The following is a 23,653-nucleotide window of genomic DNA, read 5'->3' on the forward strand; positions in this document are numbered from 1 at the left end:
TCCTGTGAAATATAAATTTTAGATAGCTGTTTGTACACATATATCTGGAGGTTCTTTTTTATGACAACTTACCATTTTATTGGTATAAAGGGGACCGGAATGAGTGCACTTGCACATATCCTTCATGATTCTGGGGAAAAAGTGCAAGGATCTGATGTAGAAAAGCGCTTTTTTACGCAAGAAGCATTAGAGAATAAAAACATTCCAATCTTCCCTTTTTCAGAAAGTAACATCAAAGAAGGTAACACCGTAATAGCGGGCAATGCTTTTTCGGATGATCATGTAGAGATCAAAGAAGCAAAAAGATTAGGACTCACTTTTTATAGATACCATGAATTTCTTGGAGAATGGCTGAAACAATATACAAGTATCGCTGTAACTGGTGCTCACGGAAAAACGTCTACTACTGGTCTGTTAGCTCATGTACTTGATGAGACGTATCCCATTTCATATCTAATAGGTGATGGGACAGGAAAAGGTCATGTAGACAGTGAATATTTTGTTTTTGAAGCGTGTGAATATCGCCGTCATTTTTTACGTTACGAACCTGATTATGCAATTATGACGAATATTGACTTTGATCATCCAGATTATTTCACGAGTGTTGACGATGTTTTTAATGCATTTCAATCGATGGCTGATCAAGTGAAAAAAGGGATTATTGCCTGCGGTGACGATGAACAACTACAGCAAATCCAAGCAAAAGTTCCCGTCATGTATTATGGCTTTTCCAGTACGAACGATTTTCAGGCACAGAATGTAAGGGAGACAGAGAACGGAACTGAATTTGATGTTTTTGTACGTAATACGTATTATGAAACATTTGAGATTCCAATGTTCGGTGATCATAATATATTGAATGCTTTATCTGTAATTGCTATTTGTCATTATGAAGATATGAAAGCAAAAGATATTAAATCTATTGGCACTTTTCAGGGTGTTAAACGTAGGTTTACTGAGAAAAAAGTTGGCAATCAGATTCTGATTGACGATTATGCACATCATCCGAAAGAAATTACAGCAACAATTGATTCAGCTCGTAAAAAATACCCTGATAAATCTATTGTAGCAGTATTCCAACCGCATACATTTACTCGAACTAAAACATTCTTACAAGAATTTGCTGATAGTTTAAGCTTAGCTGATAACGTTTATTTATGTGATATTTTTGGATCAGCTAGAGAAGATAGTGGGAAGTTGACTATACACGATCTGCAAGAATTGGTGGATGATAGTTCTGTTTTAGATATATCACATACGGATGTTTTAGAGAAAGATGCTGACAGTGTACTGATTTTCATGGGTGCTGGAGATATTCAGAAATTCCAGGAATCCTATGAAGAACAATTGGCAAATAGAAATAATGTTAAATTAAAAAAAGCGTAGATGATTCTGAGCCATAAATTTTTAGGCTCTTTTTTTTTGCTGTTATCTAAACGAATGTATTTTATCACAGTAATGAAATCATAACGCAGTTGGTATAAACCGCAAATTAGTAGAGGTTTTCTTTTGTTCTAATGATGTTTGATTGCTTCGATTCGTTCCGGCAGAATACTTCGCTTTCACCTCTCCGGGTACCAATGCGACATCTGCTCAAGCTAGCGCTTTTGCAGTGTCTTTTTAGCCATGGGCAGGACCTTAGCCTCCTCGTGACGCCAAGAACGCTTCTATGCGAGACTCCTATGGGAAAAGGAACAGTCTGAAGATCCCGCGTACTGAGCGCTTTTTGCTCGTGAGGAGGCTGAAGCGTTCCCCATGGAAAGCGAGTATTTTTCCGCAGCGTTGGATTAGCACTCATCTTATAAAGAATAGAAGGAATTTACATAAAGTTAGTTCGCAGTTTATATCCACTGCGAAAATTAAGTAACAAGCCTTACGAAAAGAGACTTGTTTATGCTTTATGTAGCATTGGAGTGGTAGTTAAACAAAACAAAGGTTTTTACCACTATCGGTGATAAATCTAAGTTTTTCTATAAAAATAAAGGATATTATGACATATTTGTCGAAATAATAACTAGAAACCGTTATAGTGTATAGTAAGGTGATATCGTGTTGAGTCATTGAATACGCTAAGTTAGTCGGATGTTTAACTGAAATTATTTAGGGTATTATTTTAAGAAGACACTTCTTTATGTTGTGCTACTTTTAAACTTATACTTAACTCTCCGTGTCGCTATCATTGAAGTCTATATAATTGAAGGAGTTGACCAACCATATGGAGAACTTATTGTACATTGCTGCAATCATTTTTGCAGTTGCCTTTGTAGTGCTTGTAATCTATCTAGCAATGACCTTGAAGGCAACACAGCGAACGTTAAATAATGTAACAGATACATTAGGAAGCCTGGAAGAACAAATGCAGGGAATCACAACAGAAACAACCGAACTGTTAAATAAAACGAATAAGCTTGCTGAAGACGTAAATCAGAAGTCATCAAAGCTAAATGGATTATTTGATAGCGTTAGAGGTGTTGGTGAGACAGTTAAGGATTTCAATGGATCGTTGCGCAAATTATCCAATAGTATATCGGATACAGCTTCACAGAATCAGGAGAAGGCTTCAGAAGTAATGAAATGGGGAAACACTGTAATTGATTTTTGGAAAAAGAAAAGAAATAAATAAAGATTAATTATTAATTAGGAGGAATAACATGGGAGATAACAACAATAACAACAACATCAACAGTAAAGACTTTATTATCGGAACACTTATTGGAGGAATAGTAGGGGCTTCAGCAGCTTTACTTTTTGCACCAAAATCCGGTAAAGAATTAAGAGGAAATATTAATGAAGGTGCAACTGAACTAAAAGGCCGTGCATATGACTGGAAAGATGTAGCTTATGAAAAAGGTTCAGAATGGAAAGATAAGGCGTCTGAAAAAAGTTCTGACTTGAGAACAAAAGCAGCTGATTCTAAATCAAAACTATCACAGAAAACACAGGAATTAACAAAGAATGTTCAAGATAAATGGAAAGAAAAAACAAGTAGTGAAGAGGAAGCGGAAGCTGAAGAAGCGGCAGAGGAAGTTGCTGAAGCGATAGAGGAAGCGACTGAAGAAGCTGAGAAAAAATAAAAAACACAGAAAAAGCTAGTGTAGCCCACTAGCTTTTTTTCTTTCCCCAGACTATTTGTAACTTATCACCGTGTTGAATAGATTCATAGAATGTTGTTGGCTGATTATTATTATACAGCTGGAAATGACCAGAAGCGTTAGTCATATCTACATCGATGTATCTGAACACGTCTTGGAATATAAACGTTTCCTGTTTACGATCCTTAATTTGCAGTTCATCATTAAAGTATAATTCTGTATCTGGACCTAGTTCAAGTTGATTACGTAATACACTAACTTGTTGTTGTTTAATTAAAACAGACTTTCCGTTAAATGTAACATTAATTGTATTCCAAAATTCCTTGTCCAGTTGAGGTAATACATCCTGAACCATAGGATGTTGAGCTGTTATAATGGTTAGGTGGTCATTCTGTTTTAATGGATGCGTACGATTTACTTTTTTGTTATTTAAGTAAATATGTGATTCACCTTTGTCAATCGTTACTTTTCTATTGTTTACAAAAATTGAAAATGGCTGTGTATACTGAAGCTTTTCGGTGCTTTCGGATACTAAAAAATCTTCTATCGTGTGCAGCTGCCGTATAATAATTTCATCATTATCTTGTATAAGATAGCTTTTTGGTTTTAGCTGACCATTTACAGAAAAAGTAGTTTCCAGTTTATGGCTTCTATTATTAAAATTAATAAATAAAGATGTACCTTCACCCATAAGCTCCTCAATCGTAATATGCGGTTCTTTTCCATCATTTCCTTTTGAAATTATAATTTTATCACCATTTTGAATAACATCATCAACTGTTGCTTCAAAATCGTTTAGAATTATAACAGGAGGCTGTCCATAACCACCGGGTAAGGTTATTTCCTTTCCGTCAACAGTAACAATTGAAGCTATGCCGGGTTTTCCATATAGCTTTTTTATGTCCAACCCCGCTTGTACGAGGCAGTCCCCAATGGTTAATTGCTTCATCTCAAACATTCTAATTGTTTGTTCGTTTACTGCCACAGAAATATAATGGACTGGGTTTTGTTTAGCAGCGATGGCAATTCCAACCGGTGTTACAAAGTCTGGACCTGGTGGTAACTTTTCTGTTTTCACAAGATTTTGTATTGCATCTATCCCTCTTTTCGCTACTCGGTTTTCAGGGAGTTGCAGCCTATTTGCTAGAGCAGTAGTTATGTTAGGTGTTAGACTTCCGCCTCCAACAAGCATAACAGCCTTAGGTGATTTTGAATTTAATTTAAGAATTTCTGTTGATATGGAATCGGCAACTTTTTCAACACTTTTTTTTATGTCTTCAACTAGTGTTTCGTATGTGATGGTAGTTTCAAAACCCAATATATCCTGAACAGTATCTTGTCCACTTCTTATAATACTCTTTTTTGTTTGTTCGGCCATCGGAAAATCCAATAGATATTGATCACTGATTTCTTCAGTAATTTCGTCTCCAGCCACAGGTACCATTCCATATGCCACAACTGTTCCCTTGTCCGTAATGGCGATATCACTTGTTCCGGCACCAATATCAACTAAAGCAACATTAAGTCTGCGCATTGATTCAGGTATTAACACATGAATGGCTGCAATCGGTTCTAAGGTTAATGCTTCCATTTCCAAATTAGCTCGTCCTAGGGCTGCCAATAGCGATTCAACCACTACTTTTGGCAAAAATGTAGCAATTATTTCAGCAGTTGCTTGGTCTCCGCTTTGGTCAATAAGTGAACCAATCTGTGCGTCATCAAGCTTGTATTCCAATACAGAGTAACCCACACAATAATAGTTCGTATATTCATTGTTATTATCCATTGCTGCAAGCTTCAATTGTGCAGCTTGAACAGCACTTAGTTCCAGGTGTTTAATCGTACCACTATCTGTGATAGGGTGCTGGTCCAATTTTAACGTTGCTTCTGCCTGACATGTTTTAAGGGCGCGTCCTGCAGCCGCGACAGACACTTGATGTAATTGCCCATGTTCTGCTTCCAGCTTTTCCTTAACATCCCGAATAACTTCAGATACGGCAATCACATTATGTATTTGTCCATCACGCATAGACCTTTCTTCATGTTCTTTCATATAGTAATCAATTACTGCAAAGTTATTATCCTGTTTTTCTATTAAAATACCAGTCACCGATCGTGTACCAATATCAAGTGCAAAAATCCGTCCACCCATATTAATTATTCCTTTCATATTATAATACTGGATATGTATAGTTTGAAATTAGAGGTTATTGATGACAAAGAACAAACTTTTAGTTATAATTGTCTCTAATTATTAAAATGTACCATACTTTCAAGGTATAATAAACTGTGTTCAGGAGGGGTTTATAAATGAGCCATAATGAGATGGATGAATTACGCCGTCAATTAGACAGTGTAAACACGGAATTACTGGATTTAATCACAAGCCGTGCAAAAATAGTACAACAGATAGGTAAAATTAAGCATAAACAAAGTATTAAACGATTTGATCCGGTAAGAGAACGAAAGATGCTAGATGAGCTAACAGGGAAAAATAATGGCCCATTTGAAAATTCTACAATTGAACACATTTTTAAAGAAATATTTAAAGCAAGTCTTGAGTTACAAGAAGATGACCACAGAAAAGCATTACTTGTGTCCAGAAAAAAGAAACCTGAAGATACCATCATTGATATTAAAGGCGAAAAAGTTGGCGATGGGAATACACATTATGTGGTAGGTCCCTGCTCTGTTGAAAGTTACGAACAAGTAGCAGAAGTAGCGAAATCGGTAAAAAGCAAGGGTATCAAACTTCTTCGAGGTGGAGCATTTAAGCCTAGAACATCACCGTATGATTTCCAGGGCCTTGGATTGGAAGGCCTTCAAATTTTAAAAAAAGTAGCGGATGAGTATGATTTGGCAGTCGTCAGTGAGATTGTAAATCCAGCGCATATGGAAGAAGCAATGGATTATATTGATGTCATCCAAATTGGTGCACGTAACATGCAAAATTTTGAATTATTAAAAGCTGCAGGGGATGTCAAAAAACCTGTCCTATTAAAACGTGGTCTGTCAGCAACTATTTCCGAATTTATTAATGCGGCTGAATATATTATTTCAAGAGGGAATGGAAATATTATTTTATGTGAACGTGGTATTCGGACATATGAAAAAGCAACCAGAAATACGTTAGATATTTCAGCAGTTCCGATTCTAAAACAAGAAACACATTTACCGGTAATGGTTGATGTAACGCATTCAACAGGTCGCAGGGATTTATTACTCCCGGCGGCAAAAGCTGCTTTAGCAATAGGTGCAGATGGGGTTATGGCTGAGGTGCATCCAGATCCAGCAGTAGCACTGTCGGATGCAGCGCAACAAATGGATATCCCAATGTTCGATACTTTTATGAAAGAACTGGAAGCATTTTCAACACGTAAATAGTTCCATTTAAGGCTGGTCTTATGAAGATCAGCCTTAAGTTTTTCTATTGTTTTTTTTGTAATTTTTTTCATGGTGGGGTATCATATATGGAAAAGAGATCGTAATGGGATTTATATTAGGAGGCATTAGAGTATGAATATAACAATATATGATGTAGCTAGAGAAGCAAATGTATCAATGGCAACTGTTTCACGTGTTGTAAATGGAAACCCAAATGTTAAGCCTGTAACACGTAAAAAGGTTTTGGCAACCATTGAACAGTTGGGTTATCGTCCAAATGCTGTAGCGCGTGGACTGGCAAGTAAAAAAACAACAACAGTAGGTGCGATTATCCCAGATATTTCAAGTATCTTTTTTGCTGAGTTGGCGAGAGGAATAGAGGATATCGCTACGATGTACAAGTATAATATGATTTTAAGTAATTCTGATCAAAATAAGGACAAAGAACTTCAGTTAATTAATACGATGCTTGAGAAACAAGTAGATGGTATTTTATTTATGGGCGGGAATATAACAGATGAGCACGTAAAGCAGTTTGAAAGCTCTTCAATCCCAGTAGTATTAGCAGCAACTTATGATGAATCAAACAGAATTCCATCAGTAAATATTGACTATGAAGCGGCAGCATTTGAAGCAACGTCCTTTTTGCTTGGTAAAGGGAATGAAAAAATTGCATTTATTTCAGGGCAAGATGACACGCTTATAAATCAGCAAAAATACAATGGCTATCTACGTGCGTTTAAGGAAAAATCAAAGACCGTCGATGATGAATATATCTTAAGAGGAGATTATTCTTATGATTCCGGTCTGGAAGCCGTTGATCAATTGCTTTCGTTAAATAAAAAACCGACTGCTGTATTTGTTGCTTCCGATGAGATGGCATTAGGAGTTATTCATGGAGCACAAGACAAGGGGTATAAAGTACCGGAAGATCTGGAAGTATTTGGTTTTGATAATACCAGATTGGCAACAATGGTACGTCCAACACTTTCAACAATTGTTCAGCCTATGTATGACATCGGTGCTGTTGCAATGCGACTATTGACAAAGTATATGAATAAGGAAGAAGTTGAGGAGAAGAAAGTAGTTTTACCACACCGAATTGTGGAAAGAACTTCAACAAAATAAAAATAATGCCGATATAAACAATAGGTTTAAGATTGTCTTGGGAACAAGCTTTTAGGGAGCGAGATTATGAGGAAAAGAGATATACTAACTCCAATCGGTATTACATTGGGATTTATTATGATTATGCTGGCAATTCTTGCAAAGGGTGGCACACAAGGAATGGGGTCTTTCCTTGATGTTGCTTCTATATTTATTGTTATAGGTGGTTTATCCGCGTCGTTATTCATTAATTTTAAATTGGATCAAATTAAGCTTACATCCAAAGTTATGAAGGAAGTATTTCACCAAAGTGACCAACGACTTCCAGAATTAATTGGATTATTTATACGTTTATCTGAGCGTGCACGTAGAGAAGGGATTTTAGCTCTTGAAAATGAGCTTGATGAAGTTGATGACGAATTTATTAAAAAAGGTATTCTGCTTGCAGTTGATGGCATTGAGCCTGATGTTATAAATGACATTATGAATGCAGAACTAACTGCAATGGAAGATCGGCATTATAAAGGCCGTGCAATTATCGAAAAGGCTGGAGAATATGCACCGGCATGGGGGATGATTGGAACATTAGTAGGGCTTGTTCTAATGCTTAATAGTTTAACAGATCCTGCAACGTTAGGACCAAATATGGCGGTAGCACTTTTGACAACACTTTATGGTACTGTTCTTGCTAATCTTGTTTTTATTCCGATGGCTAATAAATTAGAAACAAAAACGGAAGAAGAAATCTTTATAAAACAGGTAATTATCGAAGGTGTTATCGGCGTTCAGTCAGGACAAAACCCACGTATTTTAGAAGAAAAACTTGGTGCTTTCCTTTCAAATGAGTCGAAGAAAAAAGATGAAATAGATGAAGAAACAGCTTACGCAGGAGAGAGCGTAAATGAAGCGTAGAAGTGCGAAAAGAAACAGCAAGTCCGGAGCACCTAAATGGATGGTTACATATTCTGATATGGTAACGCTGATTTTAGTATTTTTCATATTGTTATTTTCCATGTCACAAATAGATCTGGTAAAATTCGAAGCTATTTCTGAATCATTTAAGAATCGTATGATATTTGATTTCTACCCATCACCAGTACCGATGGAAAACCCGACAGAGAATACAAGTAATCAAGAAAGTGGTAAGAATTCGAATGAGTTTGAAAATCCTACACAATTAGAGAATATCAATGACCGAGACGATACAACAGCAGAGGAAACTGATGATTCTTTAGACAAATTGATGGGGGATGTTGGGCAATACTTGGATAACAATAGTCTAAATAATGTGATTTCAGCAAGTAGAACTGAACGAGGAGTTGTACTTGTTTTGCAGGAAAGTGTATTATTTGATTCTGGTGAGGCAATAATTGTTGATTCTGGTAAGCCTTTTTTAGATAAAATTGCGAAGCTCCTTTCTAATATACCTAACCATGTAAAGGTGGAAGGTCATACCGATAACCGGCCCATCTCAAATTTTCGATATCCGTCAAACTGGGAATTATCTGGTGCGCGTGCAAGTAGTGTTATTCGCTACTTAATTAATGAAAATAATTTCGATGATTCGCGTTTTACTGCAGTAGGTTATGGAGCTACAAGACCAATAGTGCCAAACACATCAGCAATAAATTGGAGTAAGAACAGACGTGTAGAGATGGTTATATTGGAAAGTAAGAATCAAAATAAAGAATAAAAGGGAGATGATTGAATAAATCATCTCCCTTTATTAAATGTTTTTTTGTATATTCTTTGCGTATTTTAAAGCACTTTGAAGTGCCTTTTCATTCTTTTCGGTAATATCTGCCTTTCTTGGTATTGTTGGTACAATACTTTTGTTATCATGCCAGTGAGCAGGTAATGTTACAGGTGATTCTTTTTGCCATTTGGATTGCCATACTGAAGGTAAATCTCCTTTTTGAACATTATCTGTTTTCATTACGCTCCATATTTGAGCCCACGCTCTAGGTATGACTCTCCACATATCATATCCGCCGCCTCCTAGTGCAATCCAGCGCCCATTACAGTATTGATGTGCTAATTCATGTGCTAATAGAGGAATTCTCTCAAAAATGTCCATCGTAGCACATAGATGTGTTAGTGGATCATACATGTGTGCATCTGCACCATTCTGTGTCAATATGACATCAGGCTTGAAATATTCAACAATCTCCCTGAAAGCGGATTCATATATATTTATAAATGATTCATCTTCTGTAAACGCATCGATCGGGATGTTAAAAGAATACCCATGTCCTTCTTTTATTCCACGTTCGTTAACGTTACCTGTACCAGGAAAAAGGTATCTTCCAGTTTCATGAATAGAAAAAGTGCACACATTTGGGTCATCATAAAATGCCCATTGGACACCATCTCCGTGGTGTGCATCAGTATCTACGTATAAAACTTTCAAATCGTATTTTTCACGAATGTATTTTATAGCTACAGCGCCATCATTATAAATACAAAAACCACTTGCTTTTCTTTGGAAGCCATGATGGAGACCACCACCTAGGTTTAAAGCATGATCTGACTTACCCTGTAATACCGAATCTATTGCAGTCAGGGTACCGCCTACCAAGTAGCTTGATGCTTCATGCATTCCATCAAAGATTGGTGTATCTTCTGTTCCAATCCCATATTCTAATCCTTCATCAGCTTGCATTTTGCCATTGCTTGCTTTTTGAACAGCTTGAATATAAGACAAGTCATGAAAAAGTGCAAGTTCCTCTTCAGTAGCCGTACGAGGTTTGATAATATCCGTATTAGTTAAAAGATTTATATCTTCTAATAATTCCTTCGCTAATAATACTCTTTTTTGATTAAATGGATGATCCGAATGAAATTGGTAGTCTAAGAATTTATTAGAGTAAACAAATGACGCTTTACAAGTCATACTTTTGGCTCCGCAATATTATTTGGCCACATTAGATCATAGCCAGCGTCTCGTAAGTCCTGCACAACTGGCATAGGATTCATAGTCTGTATGCGGAAAACGAGAATTTTAAAGTTCGGATCATTATTATAAGGATATATTAAAACGGATGTAATATTTGTTTTGCGGGCTCCAAAAATTGCAGCTACCTCAGGTAAAACCCCTGGTTTATGTGGGACTTTAATTTCAATTTGTGAGCTTTGAACATTTGTACCGGTAAGTTGAATAAATGTATGAAGCATATCTTTTTCAGTAATAATTCCTACTAATTTATTGTCTCTAACTACCGGCAAGCATGCGAATGCTTCATCGTAAAAAACTCGAGCAATTTCCTCCACAAAGTCAAGGGGATGAACTGTGATGACATCATGTGTCATTATCGATTGAATTTCGTTTTCAAGTGCACTCTGGTCTGCATCCTTTTTTAAAATGGATGGTGATGCATCACGTACATCTCGGTCAGATACAATTCCTATCACAGAACGGTTATCGTCAATGATCGGAATGTGTCTAATTCGATTCTCATGAAGTAACTGTAATGCTTCAGCAATTGAAGCGCTTTTTGGTAGTGTAACTATTTCCTTTTTCATAATTTCTTCTACGAGCATTTATAAACCCTCCCTCATATCACGGTATTGTTGTCGTTGTAAAAACCGGAGTTTATCAAACTGTTTAATTGATTCTTCTGGTACATTCTTTCCGATTCGCACCATTAAACAATTAGCTGGATGAGATATAATTTCCGGGTCATCCGTCGGGGCAGGAAGGAGTCCGCCTGCAGCCATCATCTTTTCCATTACCTTGCGATAATCCCATATACTCAATCTGGTGCCTTCAAGATCCCAATGCCAATAATATTCGGTTGATATTAGTATATAATTTTCCATAAAATCATCCATAATGGATAATTTTAATATGCTTGAGGCAATTCCTGATCCACGATACTTGGGAATGATTTCAATTGCACCAAGTTCAATAAGGTCTTCCATATTAAATTCAGACCACCGTTCGAGTGGATCAGGATGTAAATAAGTTACATAGCCAACAATGGTGTCATTAGTTCTAGCAACTATGATTCGTCCCTCTGGAAAGTCCGCAATACTTGAAATAGCTTCAAATTGTTTGGGAGCAGGTCGGAATGCAGTTAATTGTTCATGAAAATTATATTTCTTTAATTCTGTGGATGATAGCGGTCCTTCGATGATTATTGGGCCATTTGGAGTGTCGCGCGTGACTGAATGATACGTTTTAACATGATTCATTTTTTCACCGCCTTATTTAAGAAAGTATCCTTTATATAATTCTATTATACAGTATTACTGCTGGCATTTTTAGTAAAAACTCAAAATAAAGCAGGCGACGCTTTCATAGCGCCGCCTGGTCGTTATTCGTTTGATTCCTCATTTGGTTTTTTATTAGCAGTGACAGAGAACGAGACAGACTCGCTCGGTTTTCCATCTACTATTGCAGTTACTGTTCCTTTGTAATTTTCACCATTTGGTTGAATATCTCCGAATGAATAACTCTTATTTTTAGTTGTTTCCTTTTTATTATAACTTTTACCTGTTATCGTTATTTCAAAGGTTGCACTTTCACTGTGATTCCATGAAACTGTGATTTTTTTATTCTTGTGTTTCGCGGTGACATTTGTAACAGGTTTAACGTTCTTATCTTCCTTGTCAGGTTTATCATCCTCAGGTTCTTCAGGCTCTGAAAAGTCACCAACAACAATTTCTTTTGATGCAGATGATTCTAATCCAAAGTAATCAACAGCTTTTACATGGTAAACAGCTTTGCCATTGGAAATACCGAAGCTGGTCTCACTTGTGTTACCAACGAGGCTAAAGCTGTCTTCCGGACTCTTCGCACGATAGATGCGGTAGCCTACAACATCCTTGCTGCTGGATTTTTTCCAATTTAGCTTGTTTCCGGATCCTGCAACTGAAGTAGGAGCAGAAGGTTTCTTTCCGTCGTCTTCTATTGTACCATCATCAACTTCAGACTCTGGTAAACTAATTTTCTCCCACTTTTCACGATTGGTTCTTGGATAAAGTTGTGTTATATCATCAAGTTTGTCATAGCCCTTTCTTTTAAGAAATTCCGGGTTGAATGTTATTCCGTCTCCCTCAGTAAATTCCTTAGGTGTATTTTTACCAGCTATCACTGCTTTACCATCAACCATGACATATGTTCCTTTGACAAGACTGTCATCTTCTTTGGTTGGTACATATTTAGCGTTAAATAAGTCGCTTTTTACTAAACCAGCTTTTTCACATAAATCTGATGGGAGCATACCGGATATTGCACAATAGCTTCGTGACACAATTCCACCGGGACGTTCGAAATTCTTTTTAGGTGCAACTAATTCTGGATTAACATCAGAAGCTGCGTTAATCAATTTTGCCCAGAGTTTTACGTTTCTGCTACTGTATCCTAATGAGCAGCTTGGGCATTCAAGTGATTTTCCAATTTCATATCCCATCCATGTTCCAAATGTGACATTTGGATTGGTTGCAACAAACCAAGTGTCCTTTTTATCTTGTGATGTACCAGTTTTCCCAGCCCAGTCAACTCCATTATACTTCAATTGTGAGTTTAAATATGCTGCAGTTCCACTGCTGATAACATCACGCATCATATCGAGAGTTAGATAGTTAGTTTGTGGTGAGTATATATCTACTGATTCACTTTTATGTTCATATATTACTTCACCATCTGCTGTAGTAATTTTTTCTATCATGTAAGAATCAGCAAATTTACCGTTGTTGCCGAATGTACTGTAGGCATTCGTATTTTCCTCAATCGAGACTCCATTGGTGGTACCACCAATTCCCAGAGAGAGGTTAGAATATTCATTTTCTCCCAAAGTTGTAATTCCCATAGGTTTCAAAAATTCACTAACTGGATCCTGGGATCTGATTTGGTCATAAATTCCAATTGCAGGTATATTATATGAATTTTCTAGTGCTGTACGCGCAGATACTAAACCATGATACCCTCCTGCATAGTTTCCAGGTGTATAGGGGCCAACAGGTGTGGAATAAGTTGTTTTGACATCAGCTACGGGTGTTCCGGGTTGTATAACCCCTTTTTCAATTGCTGGAGCATAAGTGAGTATTGGCTTCATGGTACTACCATTTGAACGAATTACATCTGTTGCATAATTTAATTGGTCTTTTTGAGTATACTCGCGACCACCAACAAAGCTAATAATTCTACCCGTGCTGTTTTCAATTAAAATCCCGCCAGTCTCAATAGGCTGAGTTATTGTTTCAGTTTCACCAGTCTCTTCATTTATAACAATATTACCTTTCCAATCAGGACCGTAAGTTTCATACTTCTTAATTACTTTTTTAAATATGTCATGTGTTTTTTTATCGATTGTTGTGTGGATTTTATAACCATTTTTACGCAATGCACGATCAGCTAATATTTTATATTCTTCCATTAACTTTTCATCATTGTTCAGGTCTTCCATTGAATATCCATCTTCTTTGGCAATGTATTTTAGAATTTTTTCCTTTGCCCGTTTTTCAGCATCGAATGTCAAGTATGGATATTTTTCAATGGGTGATTGTGAGTCTTCAGAGAAATCAGCTACAATATCGTAGTTTATAGCCTTTTCATATTGTTTTTTTGAAATACTATCTGACTCATACATTCTGCTTAGAACCGATTTCATCCGATTTAGTCCAGCCTGTATGCCTTCTTCACTTTTTAATCCCCCACTGTTCTTGAAAGGGGTATACCTTGACGGACTTTGTGGAAGTCCTGCAAGGTATGCTGCCTGGGGTAAATTAACTTCAGAAGCATTAATACCAAATATCCCTTGAGCAGCAGTCTGAATCCCGGCAATATTTCCACCTGAAGCATCTCGTCCATATGGGACAATATTTAAATATGCCTCAAGAATTTGGTCTTTATCAAAGAAACGCTCCAAACGCAGTGCTAATAAAATTTCTTTTGCCTTACGTTCAAATGATACTTCATTTGTCAGTATTTGGTTTTTGATAAGTTGTTGGGTTAGCGTACTTCCTCCCGTTTTTACTGCTGCATTTGTTGCTTCCTGTACTAGTGCACGGACTATTGCTTTTGGAACAATCCCCTTATGATCATTAAAATATTCATCTTCGGTCGCAATTACAGCATCCTTCAGGATACCTGAGACATTTTTTAATTTAACTTCTTCTCTATGTATATCAGAACGGATATCACCGATGTATTTATTTCCGGAAAAGTATAACTTTGATGTTTCCTCATAATTATATATATCTTTTTCCATGCTTGCATAGCTTCGTACAGGTTCATCTTTAACAAGTGAAGCAAAGTAACCTGCACCTACACCACCTGCAAAAATCAGACCAACAGCACCTATAATAACGAAAAACAAGACTACATTCCAGAATACATCATAGGTAATACGTGATGATTTTTGAACTTTTCCAGTTGCCCAAATTGACTTTGTTTTTTCTTTATATTTTTGAAATAATTGTTTATAATCCATATTAAGACCTCCTAAATTCCAACATTAATTATAGCATAATTGATGTACTAGGTATAGAAGGAAATATGTAAATATATTGCGTTTACAATGAGAATATGATATGAATAAATAATAATATAAAAAAATACGTTGAAAGATCGCAGTAGTTTTGCAAATCCATTTTTAAGAGAGCTAACGGTTGCTGAGAGTTAGCATATATTTGCAGGCGAATTACAATCTGGAGTTTCTTCCAATTTTAAAAGAAGACGGTGATATCATCGTTAACAATCCCAAGGTGGCATGTGCAACAAGGGTGGTACCGCGAGCGTAAACTCGTCCCTTATTTATATTAGGGATGGGTTTTTTTATTTGCAATTTAGAAAGTACTAATAGTAAAAGATGGAGAGTGAAGAGAATGGATATTTTAAAGGATTTGGAAAAACGCAATTTGATTCATCAAACTACTGATACGGAGGGGTTAACCAAGCATTTGGCAGAGAATCAGGTAACATTATATTGTGGGTTTGATCCGACTGCTGATAGTTTACATATAGGACATTTGCTGCCTATCACTATGTTAAAAAGGTTTCAGATGGCCGGCCATCGACCAATAGCATTGATAGGTGGCGGAACAGGAATGATTGGTGATCCAAGCGGTCGTTCCACTGAACGCTCACTCAACGAAGCGACAGTTGTAAAAGGTTACAGTGAAAAGATTAAACAGCAATTAGCAAAACTGCTTGATTTCGATAGTGGGTCAAATGCTGCGGTTGCCCGTAATAACCATGACTGGCTTGCAAGCATGACTGTTATTGACTTTTTGCGGGATGCGGGAAAGCATTTTGGAATCAACTACATGCTTGGCAAGGAATCTGTGTCAGCTCGGATTGAACAGGGAATATCTTATACAGAGTTCAGTTACATGATCCTTCAATCCTTAGACTATTTAAAATTATACGAACAGGAAAATTGCACCATGCAAATTGGCGGCAGCGATCAATGGGGTAATATAACTGCTGGTATGGAACTGATTCGTCGTTCCAGAGAAGAAATGGACGAAGAAACGAAAGTGTTTGGCTTAACTGTACCACTGATTACAAAAGCTGATGGTTCCAAGTTTGGTAAAACAGCAGGTGGCTCTATCTGGTTAGATCCAGAAAAAACAACACCATATGAATTTTATCAATTTTGGTTTAATGCTGATGATCGTGATGTAATGAAATTCTTATATTACTTCACATTTCTCGATCAGGAGGAATTGGATCAGTTACAAAAAGAAGTAGATAACACCCCTGAGAACCGTCTGGCACAAAAACGTTTAGCAGAAGAGATGACTCGCGAAGTGCATAGTCAGGAAGCTTTGGAACAAGCACAGAAGATATCAGCATCACTCTTCAGCGGAAATTTAAAAGAACTATCTGCAGGTGATATTAAGCAGGGTTTTAAAGGTGTTCCTGCTAACGAGGCTCCTAAAGAAGATATAGGCTTAATCGATCTATTAGTTAACGCCTCTATTTCATCTTCAAAGCGACAAGCAAGAGAAGATATTAAAAATGGGGCAATTTATATAAATGGTGAGCGTCAGCAGGAGTTGCAATACGTTGTCAGTGAAGAAGATCGTATTGATGATATGTTTACCATAATAAGACGCGGAAAGAAAAAGTATTTCCTTATAAGCTATAAGTAGATCATTAAAATACTGTTCACAATTTAAAATGAGTATATATCAAGAGGGCAAATACCCAAATAATACCCAAAGCACACGCTATTTCACATTTGAAAATGGCGTGTGTTTTTTTGTCCGCTAGTTTCGTTTTTAGTTTCATTCATAGCAAGTTTCTAAAGGTAATTGGATCAATTTCATAATTTAAAAATAAAGCAGTAAATCCAAACTGTTTGTAAATGTGCTAGACCTGTTGATTTCCACTGCAGGCGGACGCTTTCACCCTCCGGGTACAAGTGCGATATCTGTTCAAGCTCAAGCTTTCACAGTGTCTTCTATGCCGCCGGGCATGGCTTGAGTCTCCTCGTGCTATCGCACTGTGGGGTCTTAAGGCTCATGCTATTCCCGCAGGAGTCGCCGCCTTCCGTTCCAATCAACGATAGTAGTACTTTGAATTAACGAAGGGTAAACATTAGTTCGTAAAATTGTTCGGATAAATGATGAATATAAGTATTTATGAAATTTACTCAGTTAGTAATTTATATAAAGAATATCTCCTAATATTGATGGCGGTCAATTTCTTTAGACAGAAAGGATCCTATAATAAAGGTATCTAGAAGATGAAAATTAAAGGGGAGAATAAAAATGATTAAGGCAATAAATCAACATAAAAATCATATTACCGCAATTACAGCAATTCTCATTGTATTTGGTTTTATAGCTGGGTTTATGGAAAAAGGAGGCGCCAAGGATATAACATTGATTATTGCGACCGTTATTGCTGGTGTTCCTATATTTATGAAAGCCTTCCAGGCACTTCGAATGAAGGCTTTCAGTATTGAATTGCTGGTTACTATCGCCGTCATTGGTGCTTTAATTATCGGTGAATACGTTGAATCAGCTGTAGTTACTTTTCTACTTTTATTTGGGGCATATTTAGAAGCACGTACATTAGAGAAAACACGTTCATCTTTAAAAAGACTAGTCGATATGGCTCCACAGGAAGCTGTTGTAGTCCGTAATGCGAATCATGTCACAGTCCCGGTTGAAGAAGTAGCAGAAGGAGACCATGTTATTATTCGCTCTGGTGGAAGTGTTCCTGTTGATGGAAGTATTATGTCCGGTCAGGCATCGTTAAATGAATCAGCCGTTACAGGTGAATCGGTACCCTCATCCAAGAAGGTAGATGACAAGGTTTTTAGTGGGACTATCGTGGATAATGGCTATATTGAAATTGTTGCTGAAAAAGTTGGTGATGATACCACATTTTCGAAGATTATCGAACTGGTGGAGGAAGCCCAGGAATCAAAATCAAAAACAGAAAAGTTTCTTAACAAGTTTGCTAATGTTTATACACCAGCAGTTATTATACTATCGATTGCGGTCTATATATTGACAAGAGATCTTCATTTAGCTATTACATTCTTAGTTGTTGCTTGTCCTGGTGCTTTGGTGATCGGAGCTCCTGTTTCAAACGTCGCTGGTATTGGAAATGGTGCCAAAAATGGTGTCCTGGTTAAAGGTGGCGAAGTAATGGATAACTTCTCCAAGGTGGACACACTAGTATTTGACAAAACAGGCACACTAACAAAAGGAAAGCCTGAAGTTACCGATATTAAATTATTTAATTATCAGGATTCTGATGAATTATTGCGTCTTGTTGCACAGGCGGAAACAATTTCGGAACATCATTTAGGTCAAACTATTGTAAAAGAAGCAAGTAATAGAAAGATAGATTTAAGAGGAGAACCTAAAGATGGAAAAGTCATAAAAGGAAATGGAATTTCTGCAAAAATTAACGACCAATCGCTTACTGTGGGAAATCTTAACTTAATGAATTCCGAAAATATCGAGGTGTCTGCAGAGGTTGCAGCGTATGCCATGAACCGTCAAATGGCAGGGAATACCGCTATATATGCTGCAGTTGATGGTAAAGTAGCAGGTGTTTTCTCTATAGCTGATCAAATTCGGGAAGATGCTCCAAAAGCTTTAGCAGAAATGAGGAAAAACGGTATCAAGAAAATCGTTATGCTTACAGGTGATAACAGACACACTGCTGAATTAGTTGCCAGTAAATTAGGGTTAGATGAGTACCATGCGGAATTATTACCGGAAGACAAAGTTGAATTCGTGAAGAAATTGAGGAATGAAGGGCATGTCGTCGCAATGGCAGGGGACGGTATCAATGATGCACCAGCAATTGCTACGGCTGATATCGGATTGGCAATGGGTGAAGGTGGTACAGATGTATCCATGGAAACAGCCGATGTTGTCTTAATGGCAGATAGACTCATGCAATTCACACATGCCTATTCACTATCTAAAGCAACCATTAGCAACATGAAGCAAAATACATTCTTTTCAGTTGGAATTGTATTTGTCCTCTTAGCTGGTGTACTCGCAGGATCCGTACATCTCGCATCCGGTATGTTTATTCATGAAGCAAGTGTATTACTTGTAATCTTAAATGCAATGCGGTTAATCCGCTTTAACCATAAAAACAGAAGGGAAGAAGTTAGTTTACAGGTTCCCCTGCATAAGGAGGCCACTATCTTAGATAGATAGTTGAGGGGGAAGGTGAAGAGAATAAATTGTATACAAAAAGAAAAACTCCAAATCCCTTATTATATCAAGGGGTTTTGGAGTTTCGTTTTTTAACGAGAGTAGAATTCAACGATAAGTGGTTCATTGATTTCAGCTGGAAGTTCAGAACGCTCTGGGTATCGAGTGTAGCTTCCTTCCATTTTATCTGCGTCAAAAGTAAGGTATTCTGGAACGAAGTTGTTTACTTCGATTGCTTCTTTAATAATATCCAGATTCTGTGACTTTTCGCGTAGTCCAATTACCTGACCTGGCTTTAGGCGATAAGATGGAATATCAACGCGCTTGCCGTCAACAGTTACATGACCGTGGTTTACTAGCTGACGAGATTGTCTGCGTGTGCGAGCTAGTCCAAGGCGGTAAACAAGGTTATCCAGGCGAGATTCAAGTAAAATCATGAAGTTTTCACCATGAATACCTTTCATGTTACCTGCTTCTGTAAACAAATTACGGAATTGACGTTCATTTAATCCGTACATGAAGCGAAGTTTTTGCTTTTCTTGTTGCTGTAAACCATATTCGGAAATTTTTCTGCGTGAATTTGGTCCATGTTGACCTGGAGCGTAAGGGCGTTTATCTAATTCCTTACCAGTTCCAGTTAATGAAATGCCGAGACGACGTGATTTCTTCCATATTGATCCAGTAAAACGTGCCATTAGACATTTCCTCCTTTATTAGTTTATTAGCATAAAATAAACAGTGTGTTCCAAATCCGTTATACATTTTATTTTCATGTACCATCGCTCCAGCAGCAGAGAGTTACACGATACACCTCTTTTTGAGGAACAAAATGACATAAACGTAGGTTCACGTAAGCTACCTTTTATTTTACACAAAGAATAGTATATAAGCTATAAGAGTGAAAGTCAATAAAAACATGATTAATTCACTAATAGGATCATTGTTCTTGGCTATTAATATTGACTTTAACTTTAACTCAATGTTGAAAAATATAAGTTCCATGACAACCACTCCGGAAAAAAACATTGCTCCAGTGGCGCAGTTTATACCAACTAATTGTTAAGGAAAGGCAACAATCTTTTAGAAAACAGCTTTTTTCTTAAAACTGTATAGGAAATTGATAATTGTTTCGATATAATAAAGGAATAGTTAAATCTTAAGATCGATAAGATGGGTGATAATATAGATGATAACTCAACATAATTTAAAAGAGAGAATTAGAAGTACATACTTTGAATTGATCTCTGATATTGCACATTTTTCATATGACGAACTTTTATCAGTAGTCACGAACCACTTAACAGCTATTTTGAACACGACTCATTCAGTAATATATATATACAATAAATGGAATAAAAAGTATGAAATTAAAACAAGTTCTAAAGAGACAGGTATGTTCATGAAGAGTCTAGTAGACTTTAATGATATTAATCAACAACTTTTGGAATCTGATATTTCAGATGGAAAATCAATTCTTAGGGAGAAAAGTGAATTACTTAATTTTAATTCTGTAATTATACCACTATTTCCGAAATTTGGTTCGTCTGGTTTTATGTTTCTTTCCTACCCGAAAGATGTAGAACATCTATCTAGTAATAGTGTTGAGTTAGTTAAACGGGAAACAGAACAATTATTAAAGCTAGTGAATTATTATAAATTAAGTGAGAAAAGTGTAAGTAAAAGTAAATTTTTATTTGATATGTCTACACGTTTATATTCCATGAATATTAAAGGAGATATCTTGAAAGACATTGTTCAATGTTTGTATAAACTCTATCCAACGTTTACGTATTATTTATTATTATCCCAGGATTATGAAGCCGAAAGCTCTCTGCCAATTAAAACAATTGAGTATAGTGATGCTGCCACGAAGCGGGTAAGCACGCAGGCATTTCTTACCGGGGAAGTACAACTTGAAGACCGTGTAAAGGATAAAAATACGAGTATTTACGCTCCTTTAAGAGGAAAGCAAGGAGTTTATGGTGTATTGCAAATTATTACACCTCATGCTGTTGATTTCACAGAGGATGAAATTGATTTCATAACCCAATTTGCAAATACAGCAGGTGCGGCAATCGAGAATGTAACACTTTACCAGCATTCTAAACATCTCGTATCCGATTTGAAATTAATAAACGAAGCTACTCATAAACTTAATTCTAATTTAAAGCTTACCGAAATCATTTCAATTGTAAGAATGCAAATAATAGAAGCGTGTCGTGCCACGCAGGTGGGCTTTATTTATATTAATGATAAGTCTGATAATGGATTTGATATTTTGTCAGGCAGCACGAGTTATTTTGCAACAAAACAGGGTCAAATATTTGCTGAAGACATACTAAGTCAGATGCAGGTGAATACTGATCCAATGTTTAGTGGTAATTCCAAAAAGAACCTTCCATACTGTTCTATTATGGCAATCCCTATGATACATTCCGGTAATGTTCATGGAGCGGTTTTAATTATGCATGAGGAAAAGTACTTTTTTTCCTTTGAAAGCTACAAGTTAATGCAATCCCTTGTTCAGCATTCTACCCTAGCACTGACGAATTCTATTTTAAAGGATAAATTGGAAGAATCAGTTATTACTGATTATCTTACAAAGTTATATTCACGGAATCATCTTGACGAAACTTTAAAAGCACATATGCAATTAGATGAAAAAGGAACGTTGATTTTATTTGATATTGATGATTTCAAAAAAATAAATGATACTTATGGGCACTACATTGGTGATGAGGTAATAGTTCAAGTTGCAAAAATTATCAGAACACAACTGGGGCAAGAGGACATCCCAGCACGATGGGGCGGAGAGGAATTAGCTATTTATTTGCCTAACGCCAGTATTGATGATGGTGTGGCACTGGCTGGCCAAATTCGGACGCAAGTTGAAAGCTTCACCGAACCTAAAATCACGCTATCCTGTGGGGTATCATCATGGATTGATAAGGAGTTGGACTCTGTAAGTGATGTGTTCATTCGTGCAGATAAAGCATTATATGAAGCGAAAGAGATTGGGAAAAACTGCGTTGTAAAGGAAAAGGAATTAAAGAAGCATTCCAATTTATAAAACTAAAGTGACTGACAGAATGGTTCAGCCACTTTAATTTTCACCTGATAATATCTTCTAGTATTTCCGCAAACTTTTCGATGTAGATTTGATCTGTTTCATCAAATCGGTTCTTAATCGGACTATCAATATCGAGAACACCATAAACTTCATTATTTACAATTAATGGTACGACTATTTCAGATTTGCTAGCACTGTCACAGGCAATATGACCTGGAAAAGTCATAACATCTGCTACTCTTTGGGTTTTTCGTTCTTTTATTGCGGTGCCACAAACACCCTTACCGAAAGCAATTCGAATACAAGCGGGTAATCCTTGAAATGGTCCAAGTACTAATTCATCTTCTTTCCATAAATAAAATCCGACCCAGTTTACTTCAACAAGAAATTGGTTTAATAATGATGATGCATTCGATAAGATAGCAATATCATCTTGTTCACCCTCAGACAAAGCGGTTAGTTGTTTTAGTAATAATTCGTAATCTTTAGCTTTATTTCCAGAATAAGAAGTTGCTTGAAACATATTTATTTTCCTTTCGACTTTGTATATTTCGACAAATCACATAAGTTTTGTCGAGAAAAAATTGCAGGATAAATCCTCACTTTGTCGTAAAAGAGATGTAAGGAGTTGAAAACTGATGAAAAAAAATCCAACTAAACAAAAAGTTGTTGATGCAGCTTCTATATTATTTTTTCAAAATGGCTTTCATGGAACGTCTGTAAGAGACATTGCAGATAAAGCAACTGTCAATGTTTCATTGATCAGCTACTATTTTAAGAGTAAACAGGGTCTTCTAGAGCACGCTGTTACACAATATTATGAAGCCTATTTAAAAGCGATTGAGACTGCTATGTTGAATAATGAATCCATTTCCCCATTGGAACGCTTGAAAAAAATGATTGAAGCCATTATACATTACAAACAGAGTAACCATCAATTCTCATGTTTTATTCATCGTGAGTTATCACTGGATTCTGTATTTGTTCGTGAAATGACTGTTACATATCTTGCAAAAGAAAATTATTTTATAAGTAACTCGTTTTATGCTATTTTTCCAAAACAGAAAAAGAATAATTTGGATAGTCAATTTTTATTAATGCAACTGAAAGGTATGTTAATTACCCCTTACATATTGCAGAATGAATGGAAAAACCAGGTGGTTGGGACAGATTCTCACAACCAATTTGCTAAAAATTATATTCGAACAATTGAGAATTGGTTAGATTACGTTGTCACGCAAAATAACTAATAGTAATCTTAAAAATATGCATAAATGGCAATTATTTAGCGCCATTTTTTATTTTTGTTAATAAAATTTGTCAAATCCTTAATTTATTTGTAATTTTTTAGCCAAAAATG

At 36.4% G+C, this 23,653-nt stretch carries 18 protein-coding genes and 1 other annotated feature; of the genes, 11 read left to right on the top strand and 7 right to left on the bottom strand.

The window, feature by feature from the left end:
• Window positions 1-60: 60 nt before the first annotated feature.
• From murC to BLS02_RS06925, 3 genes are all read left to right on the top strand, one after another.
• Window positions 61-1,386 carry a UDP-N-acetylmuramate--L-alanine ligase gene (gene murC / locus BLS02_RS06915; RefSeq protein WP_092492278.1) on the top strand — a complete coding sequence of 442 codons (1,326 nt, stop codon included), beginning with the start codon at window positions 61-63 and terminating at the stop codon, window positions 1,384-1,386.
• 829 nt (window positions 1,387-2,215) lie between these two features.
• Window positions 2,216-2,623, top strand: coding sequence for a DUF948 domain-containing protein (locus tag BLS02_RS06920; RefSeq protein WP_092492279.1), 408 nt, complete (start codon window positions 2,216-2,218; stop codon window positions 2,621-2,623).
• Window positions 2,624-2,651: 28 nt separating this feature from the next.
• Window positions 2,652-3,074 (top strand): YtxH domain-containing protein, encoded by a 423-nt coding sequence (locus tag BLS02_RS06925; protein WP_092492280.1) that lies wholly within the window; start codon window positions 2,652-2,654, stop codon window positions 3,072-3,074.
• A gap of 28 nt (window positions 3,075-3,102) precedes the next feature.
• Here BLS02_RS06925 and BLS02_RS06930 read toward each other — a convergent pair whose 3' ends face one another.
• Window positions 3,103-5,244: a cell division protein FtsA gene (locus BLS02_RS06930; protein WP_092492281.1), complete on the bottom strand. Its 2,142-nt coding sequence runs from the start codon at window positions 5,242-5,244 to the stop codon at window positions 3,103-3,105.
• 158 nt (window positions 5,245-5,402) lie between these two features.
• Between BLS02_RS06930 and BLS02_RS06935 the strand changes: the two genes are divergently transcribed.
• The 4 genes from BLS02_RS06935 to motS all read left to right on the top strand — a co-directional run bounded on the left by BLS02_RS06935 (window position 5,403) and on the right by motS (window position 9,276).
• Entirely contained in the window at window positions 5,403-6,476 is a 1,074-nt protein-coding gene (locus tag BLS02_RS06935) for a bifunctional 3-deoxy-7-phosphoheptulonate synthase/chorismate mutase (protein ID WP_092492282.1), read from the top strand.
• Window positions 6,477-6,608: 132 nt separating this feature from the next.
• Window positions 6,609-7,604 carry a catabolite control protein A gene (gene ccpA, locus BLS02_RS06940; protein WP_092492283.1) on the top strand — a complete coding sequence of 332 codons (996 nt, stop codon included), beginning with the start codon at window positions 6,609-6,611 and terminating at the stop codon, window positions 7,602-7,604.
• A gap of 66 nt (window positions 7,605-7,670) precedes the next feature.
• Entirely contained in the window at window positions 7,671-8,495 is an 825-nt protein-coding gene (gene motP, locus BLS02_RS06945; protein WP_092492284.1) for a flagellar motor protein MotP, read from the top strand.
• Window positions 8,485-9,276: a flagellar motor protein MotS gene (motS, locus tag BLS02_RS06950; protein ID WP_092492285.1), complete on the top strand. Its 792-nt coding sequence runs from the start codon at window positions 8,485-8,487 to the stop codon at window positions 9,274-9,276. The genes motP and motS overlap by 11 nt, the downstream gene beginning before the upstream one ends.
• 33 nt (window positions 9,277-9,309) lie before the next feature.
• Here motS and BLS02_RS06955 read toward each other — a convergent pair whose 3' ends face one another.
• The 4 genes from BLS02_RS06955 to BLS02_RS06970 form a co-directional block, all read right to left on the bottom strand.
• Window positions 9,310-10,476 carry an acetoin utilization protein AcuC gene (locus BLS02_RS06955; RefSeq protein WP_092492286.1) on the bottom strand — a complete coding sequence of 389 codons (1,167 nt, stop codon included), beginning with the start codon at window positions 10,474-10,476 and terminating at the stop codon, window positions 9,310-9,312.
• Complete coding sequence (locus tag BLS02_RS06960; protein WP_092492287.1) at window positions 10,473-11,123, bottom strand: acetoin utilization AcuB family protein; 651 nt, start codon at window positions 11,121-11,123, stop codon at window positions 10,473-10,475. The genes BLS02_RS06955 and BLS02_RS06960 overlap by 4 nt, the downstream gene beginning before the upstream one ends.
• Window positions 11,124-11,777 (bottom strand): GNAT family N-acetyltransferase, encoded by a 654-nt coding sequence (locus BLS02_RS06965; protein WP_092492288.1) that lies wholly within the window; start codon window positions 11,775-11,777, stop codon window positions 11,124-11,126. It abuts the gene before it with no gap.
• A 122-nt stretch (window positions 11,778-11,899) separates the two neighbouring features.
• A complete protein-coding gene (locus BLS02_RS06970; protein ID WP_092492289.1) occupies window positions 11,900-15,019 on the bottom strand; it encodes a transglycosylase domain-containing protein in 3,120 nt (1,039 codons plus the stop codon).
• A 120-nt stretch (window positions 15,020-15,139) separates the two neighbouring features.
• Window positions 15,140-15,342, top strand: a binding site (T-box leader).
• Between the two features lie 71 nt (window positions 15,343-15,413).
• Here BLS02_RS06970 and tyrS point away from each other — a divergent pair.
• A complete protein-coding gene (tyrS, locus tag BLS02_RS06975) occupies window positions 15,414-16,685 on the top strand; it encodes a tyrosine--tRNA ligase (protein WP_092492290.1) in 1,272 nt (423 codons plus the stop codon).
• Between the two features lie 621 nt (window positions 16,686-17,306).
• Window positions 17,307-19,226: a heavy metal translocating P-type ATPase gene (locus BLS02_RS06980; RefSeq protein WP_092492291.1), complete on the top strand. Its 1,920-nt coding sequence runs from the start codon at window positions 17,307-17,309 to the stop codon at window positions 19,224-19,226.
• An 89-nt stretch (window positions 19,227-19,315) separates the two neighbouring features.
• Here BLS02_RS06980 and rpsD read toward each other — a convergent pair whose 3' ends face one another.
• A complete protein-coding gene (gene rpsD / locus BLS02_RS06985; protein ID WP_092492292.1) occupies window positions 19,316-19,918 on the bottom strand; it encodes a 30S ribosomal protein S4 in 603 nt (200 codons plus the stop codon).
• A gap of 491 nt (window positions 19,919-20,409) precedes the next feature.
• Here rpsD and BLS02_RS06990 point away from each other — a divergent pair, with 491 nt between their 5' ends.
• Window positions 20,410-22,293 (top strand): sensor domain-containing diguanylate cyclase, encoded by a 1,884-nt coding sequence (locus tag BLS02_RS06990; RefSeq protein ID WP_092492293.1) that lies wholly within the window; start codon window positions 20,410-20,412, stop codon window positions 22,291-22,293.
• 40 nt (window positions 22,294-22,333) lie between these two features.
• On the opposite strand, the gene BLS02_RS06995 is transcribed toward BLS02_RS06990, so the two are convergent.
• Window positions 22,334-22,816: a GAF domain-containing protein gene (locus BLS02_RS06995; RefSeq protein ID WP_092492294.1), complete on the bottom strand. Its 483-nt coding sequence runs from the start codon at window positions 22,814-22,816 to the stop codon at window positions 22,334-22,336.
• 115 nt (window positions 22,817-22,931) lie between these two features.
• Here BLS02_RS06995 and refZ point away from each other — a divergent pair, with 115 nt between their 5' ends.
• The gene (gene refZ, locus BLS02_RS07000) at window positions 22,932-23,543 is read left to right on the top strand and encodes a forespore capture DNA-binding protein RefZ (protein ID WP_092492295.1); all 612 of its coding nucleotides are present in this window, start codon (window positions 22,932-22,934) and stop codon (window positions 23,541-23,543) included.
• Window positions 23,544-23,653: the final 110 nt, after the last annotated feature.

Source organism: Virgibacillus salinus, assembly GCF_900102415.1.
Lineage (GTDB): Bacteria > Bacillota > Bacilli > Bacillales > Amphibacillaceae > Lentibacillus > Lentibacillus subterraneus.

Coding starts and splice junctions, on each gene's coding strand:
- murC (WP_092492278.1), top strand. CDS start 61: ATGACAACTTACCATTTTATTGGTATAAAGGGGACCGGAATGAGTGCA.
- BLS02_RS06920 (WP_092492279.1), top strand. CDS start 2,216: ATGGAGAACTTATTGTACATTGCTGCAATCATTTTTGCAGTTGCCTTT.
- BLS02_RS06925 (WP_092492280.1), top strand. CDS start 2,652: ATGGGAGATAACAACAATAACAACAACATCAACAGTAAAGACTTTATT.
- BLS02_RS06930 (WP_092492281.1), bottom strand. CDS start 5,244: ATGGGTGGACGGATTTTTGCACTTGATATTGGTACACGATCGGTGACT.
- BLS02_RS06935 (WP_092492282.1), top strand. CDS start 5,403: ATGAGCCATAATGAGATGGATGAATTACGCCGTCAATTAGACAGTGTA.
- ccpA (WP_092492283.1), top strand. CDS start 6,609: ATGAATATAACAATATATGATGTAGCTAGAGAAGCAAATGTATCAATG.
- motP (WP_092492284.1), top strand. CDS start 7,671: ATGAGGAAAAGAGATATACTAACTCCAATCGGTATTACATTGGGATTT.
- motS (WP_092492285.1), top strand. CDS start 8,485: ATGAAGCGTAGAAGTGCGAAAAGAAACAGCAAGTCCGGAGCACCTAAA.
- BLS02_RS06955 (WP_092492286.1), bottom strand. CDS start 10,476: ATGACTTGTAAAGCGTCATTTGTTTACTCTAATAAATTCTTAGACTAC.
- BLS02_RS06960 (WP_092492287.1), bottom strand. CDS start 11,123: ATGCTCGTAGAAGAAATTATGAAAAAGGAAATAGTTACACTACCAAAA.
- BLS02_RS06965 (WP_092492288.1), bottom strand. CDS start 11,777: ATGAATCATGTTAAAACGTATCATTCAGTCACGCGCGACACTCCAAAT.
- BLS02_RS06970 (WP_092492289.1), bottom strand. CDS start 15,019: ATGGATTATAAACAATTATTTCAAAAATATAAAGAAAAAACAAAGTCA.
- tyrS (WP_092492290.1), top strand. CDS start 15,414: ATGGATATTTTAAAGGATTTGGAAAAACGCAATTTGATTCATCAAACT.
- BLS02_RS06980 (WP_092492291.1), top strand. CDS start 17,307: ATGATTAAGGCAATAAATCAACATAAAAATCATATTACCGCAATTACA.
- rpsD (WP_092492292.1), bottom strand. CDS start 19,918: ATGGCACGTTTTACTGGATCAATATGGAAGAAATCACGTCGTCTCGGC.
- BLS02_RS06990 (WP_092492293.1), top strand. CDS start 20,410: ATGATAACTCAACATAATTTAAAAGAGAGAATTAGAAGTACATACTTT.
- BLS02_RS06995 (WP_092492294.1), bottom strand. CDS start 22,816: ATGTTTCAAGCAACTTCTTATTCTGGAAATAAAGCTAAAGATTACGAA.
- refZ (WP_092492295.1), top strand. CDS start 22,932: ATGAAAAAAAATCCAACTAAACAAAAAGTTGTTGATGCAGCTTCTATA.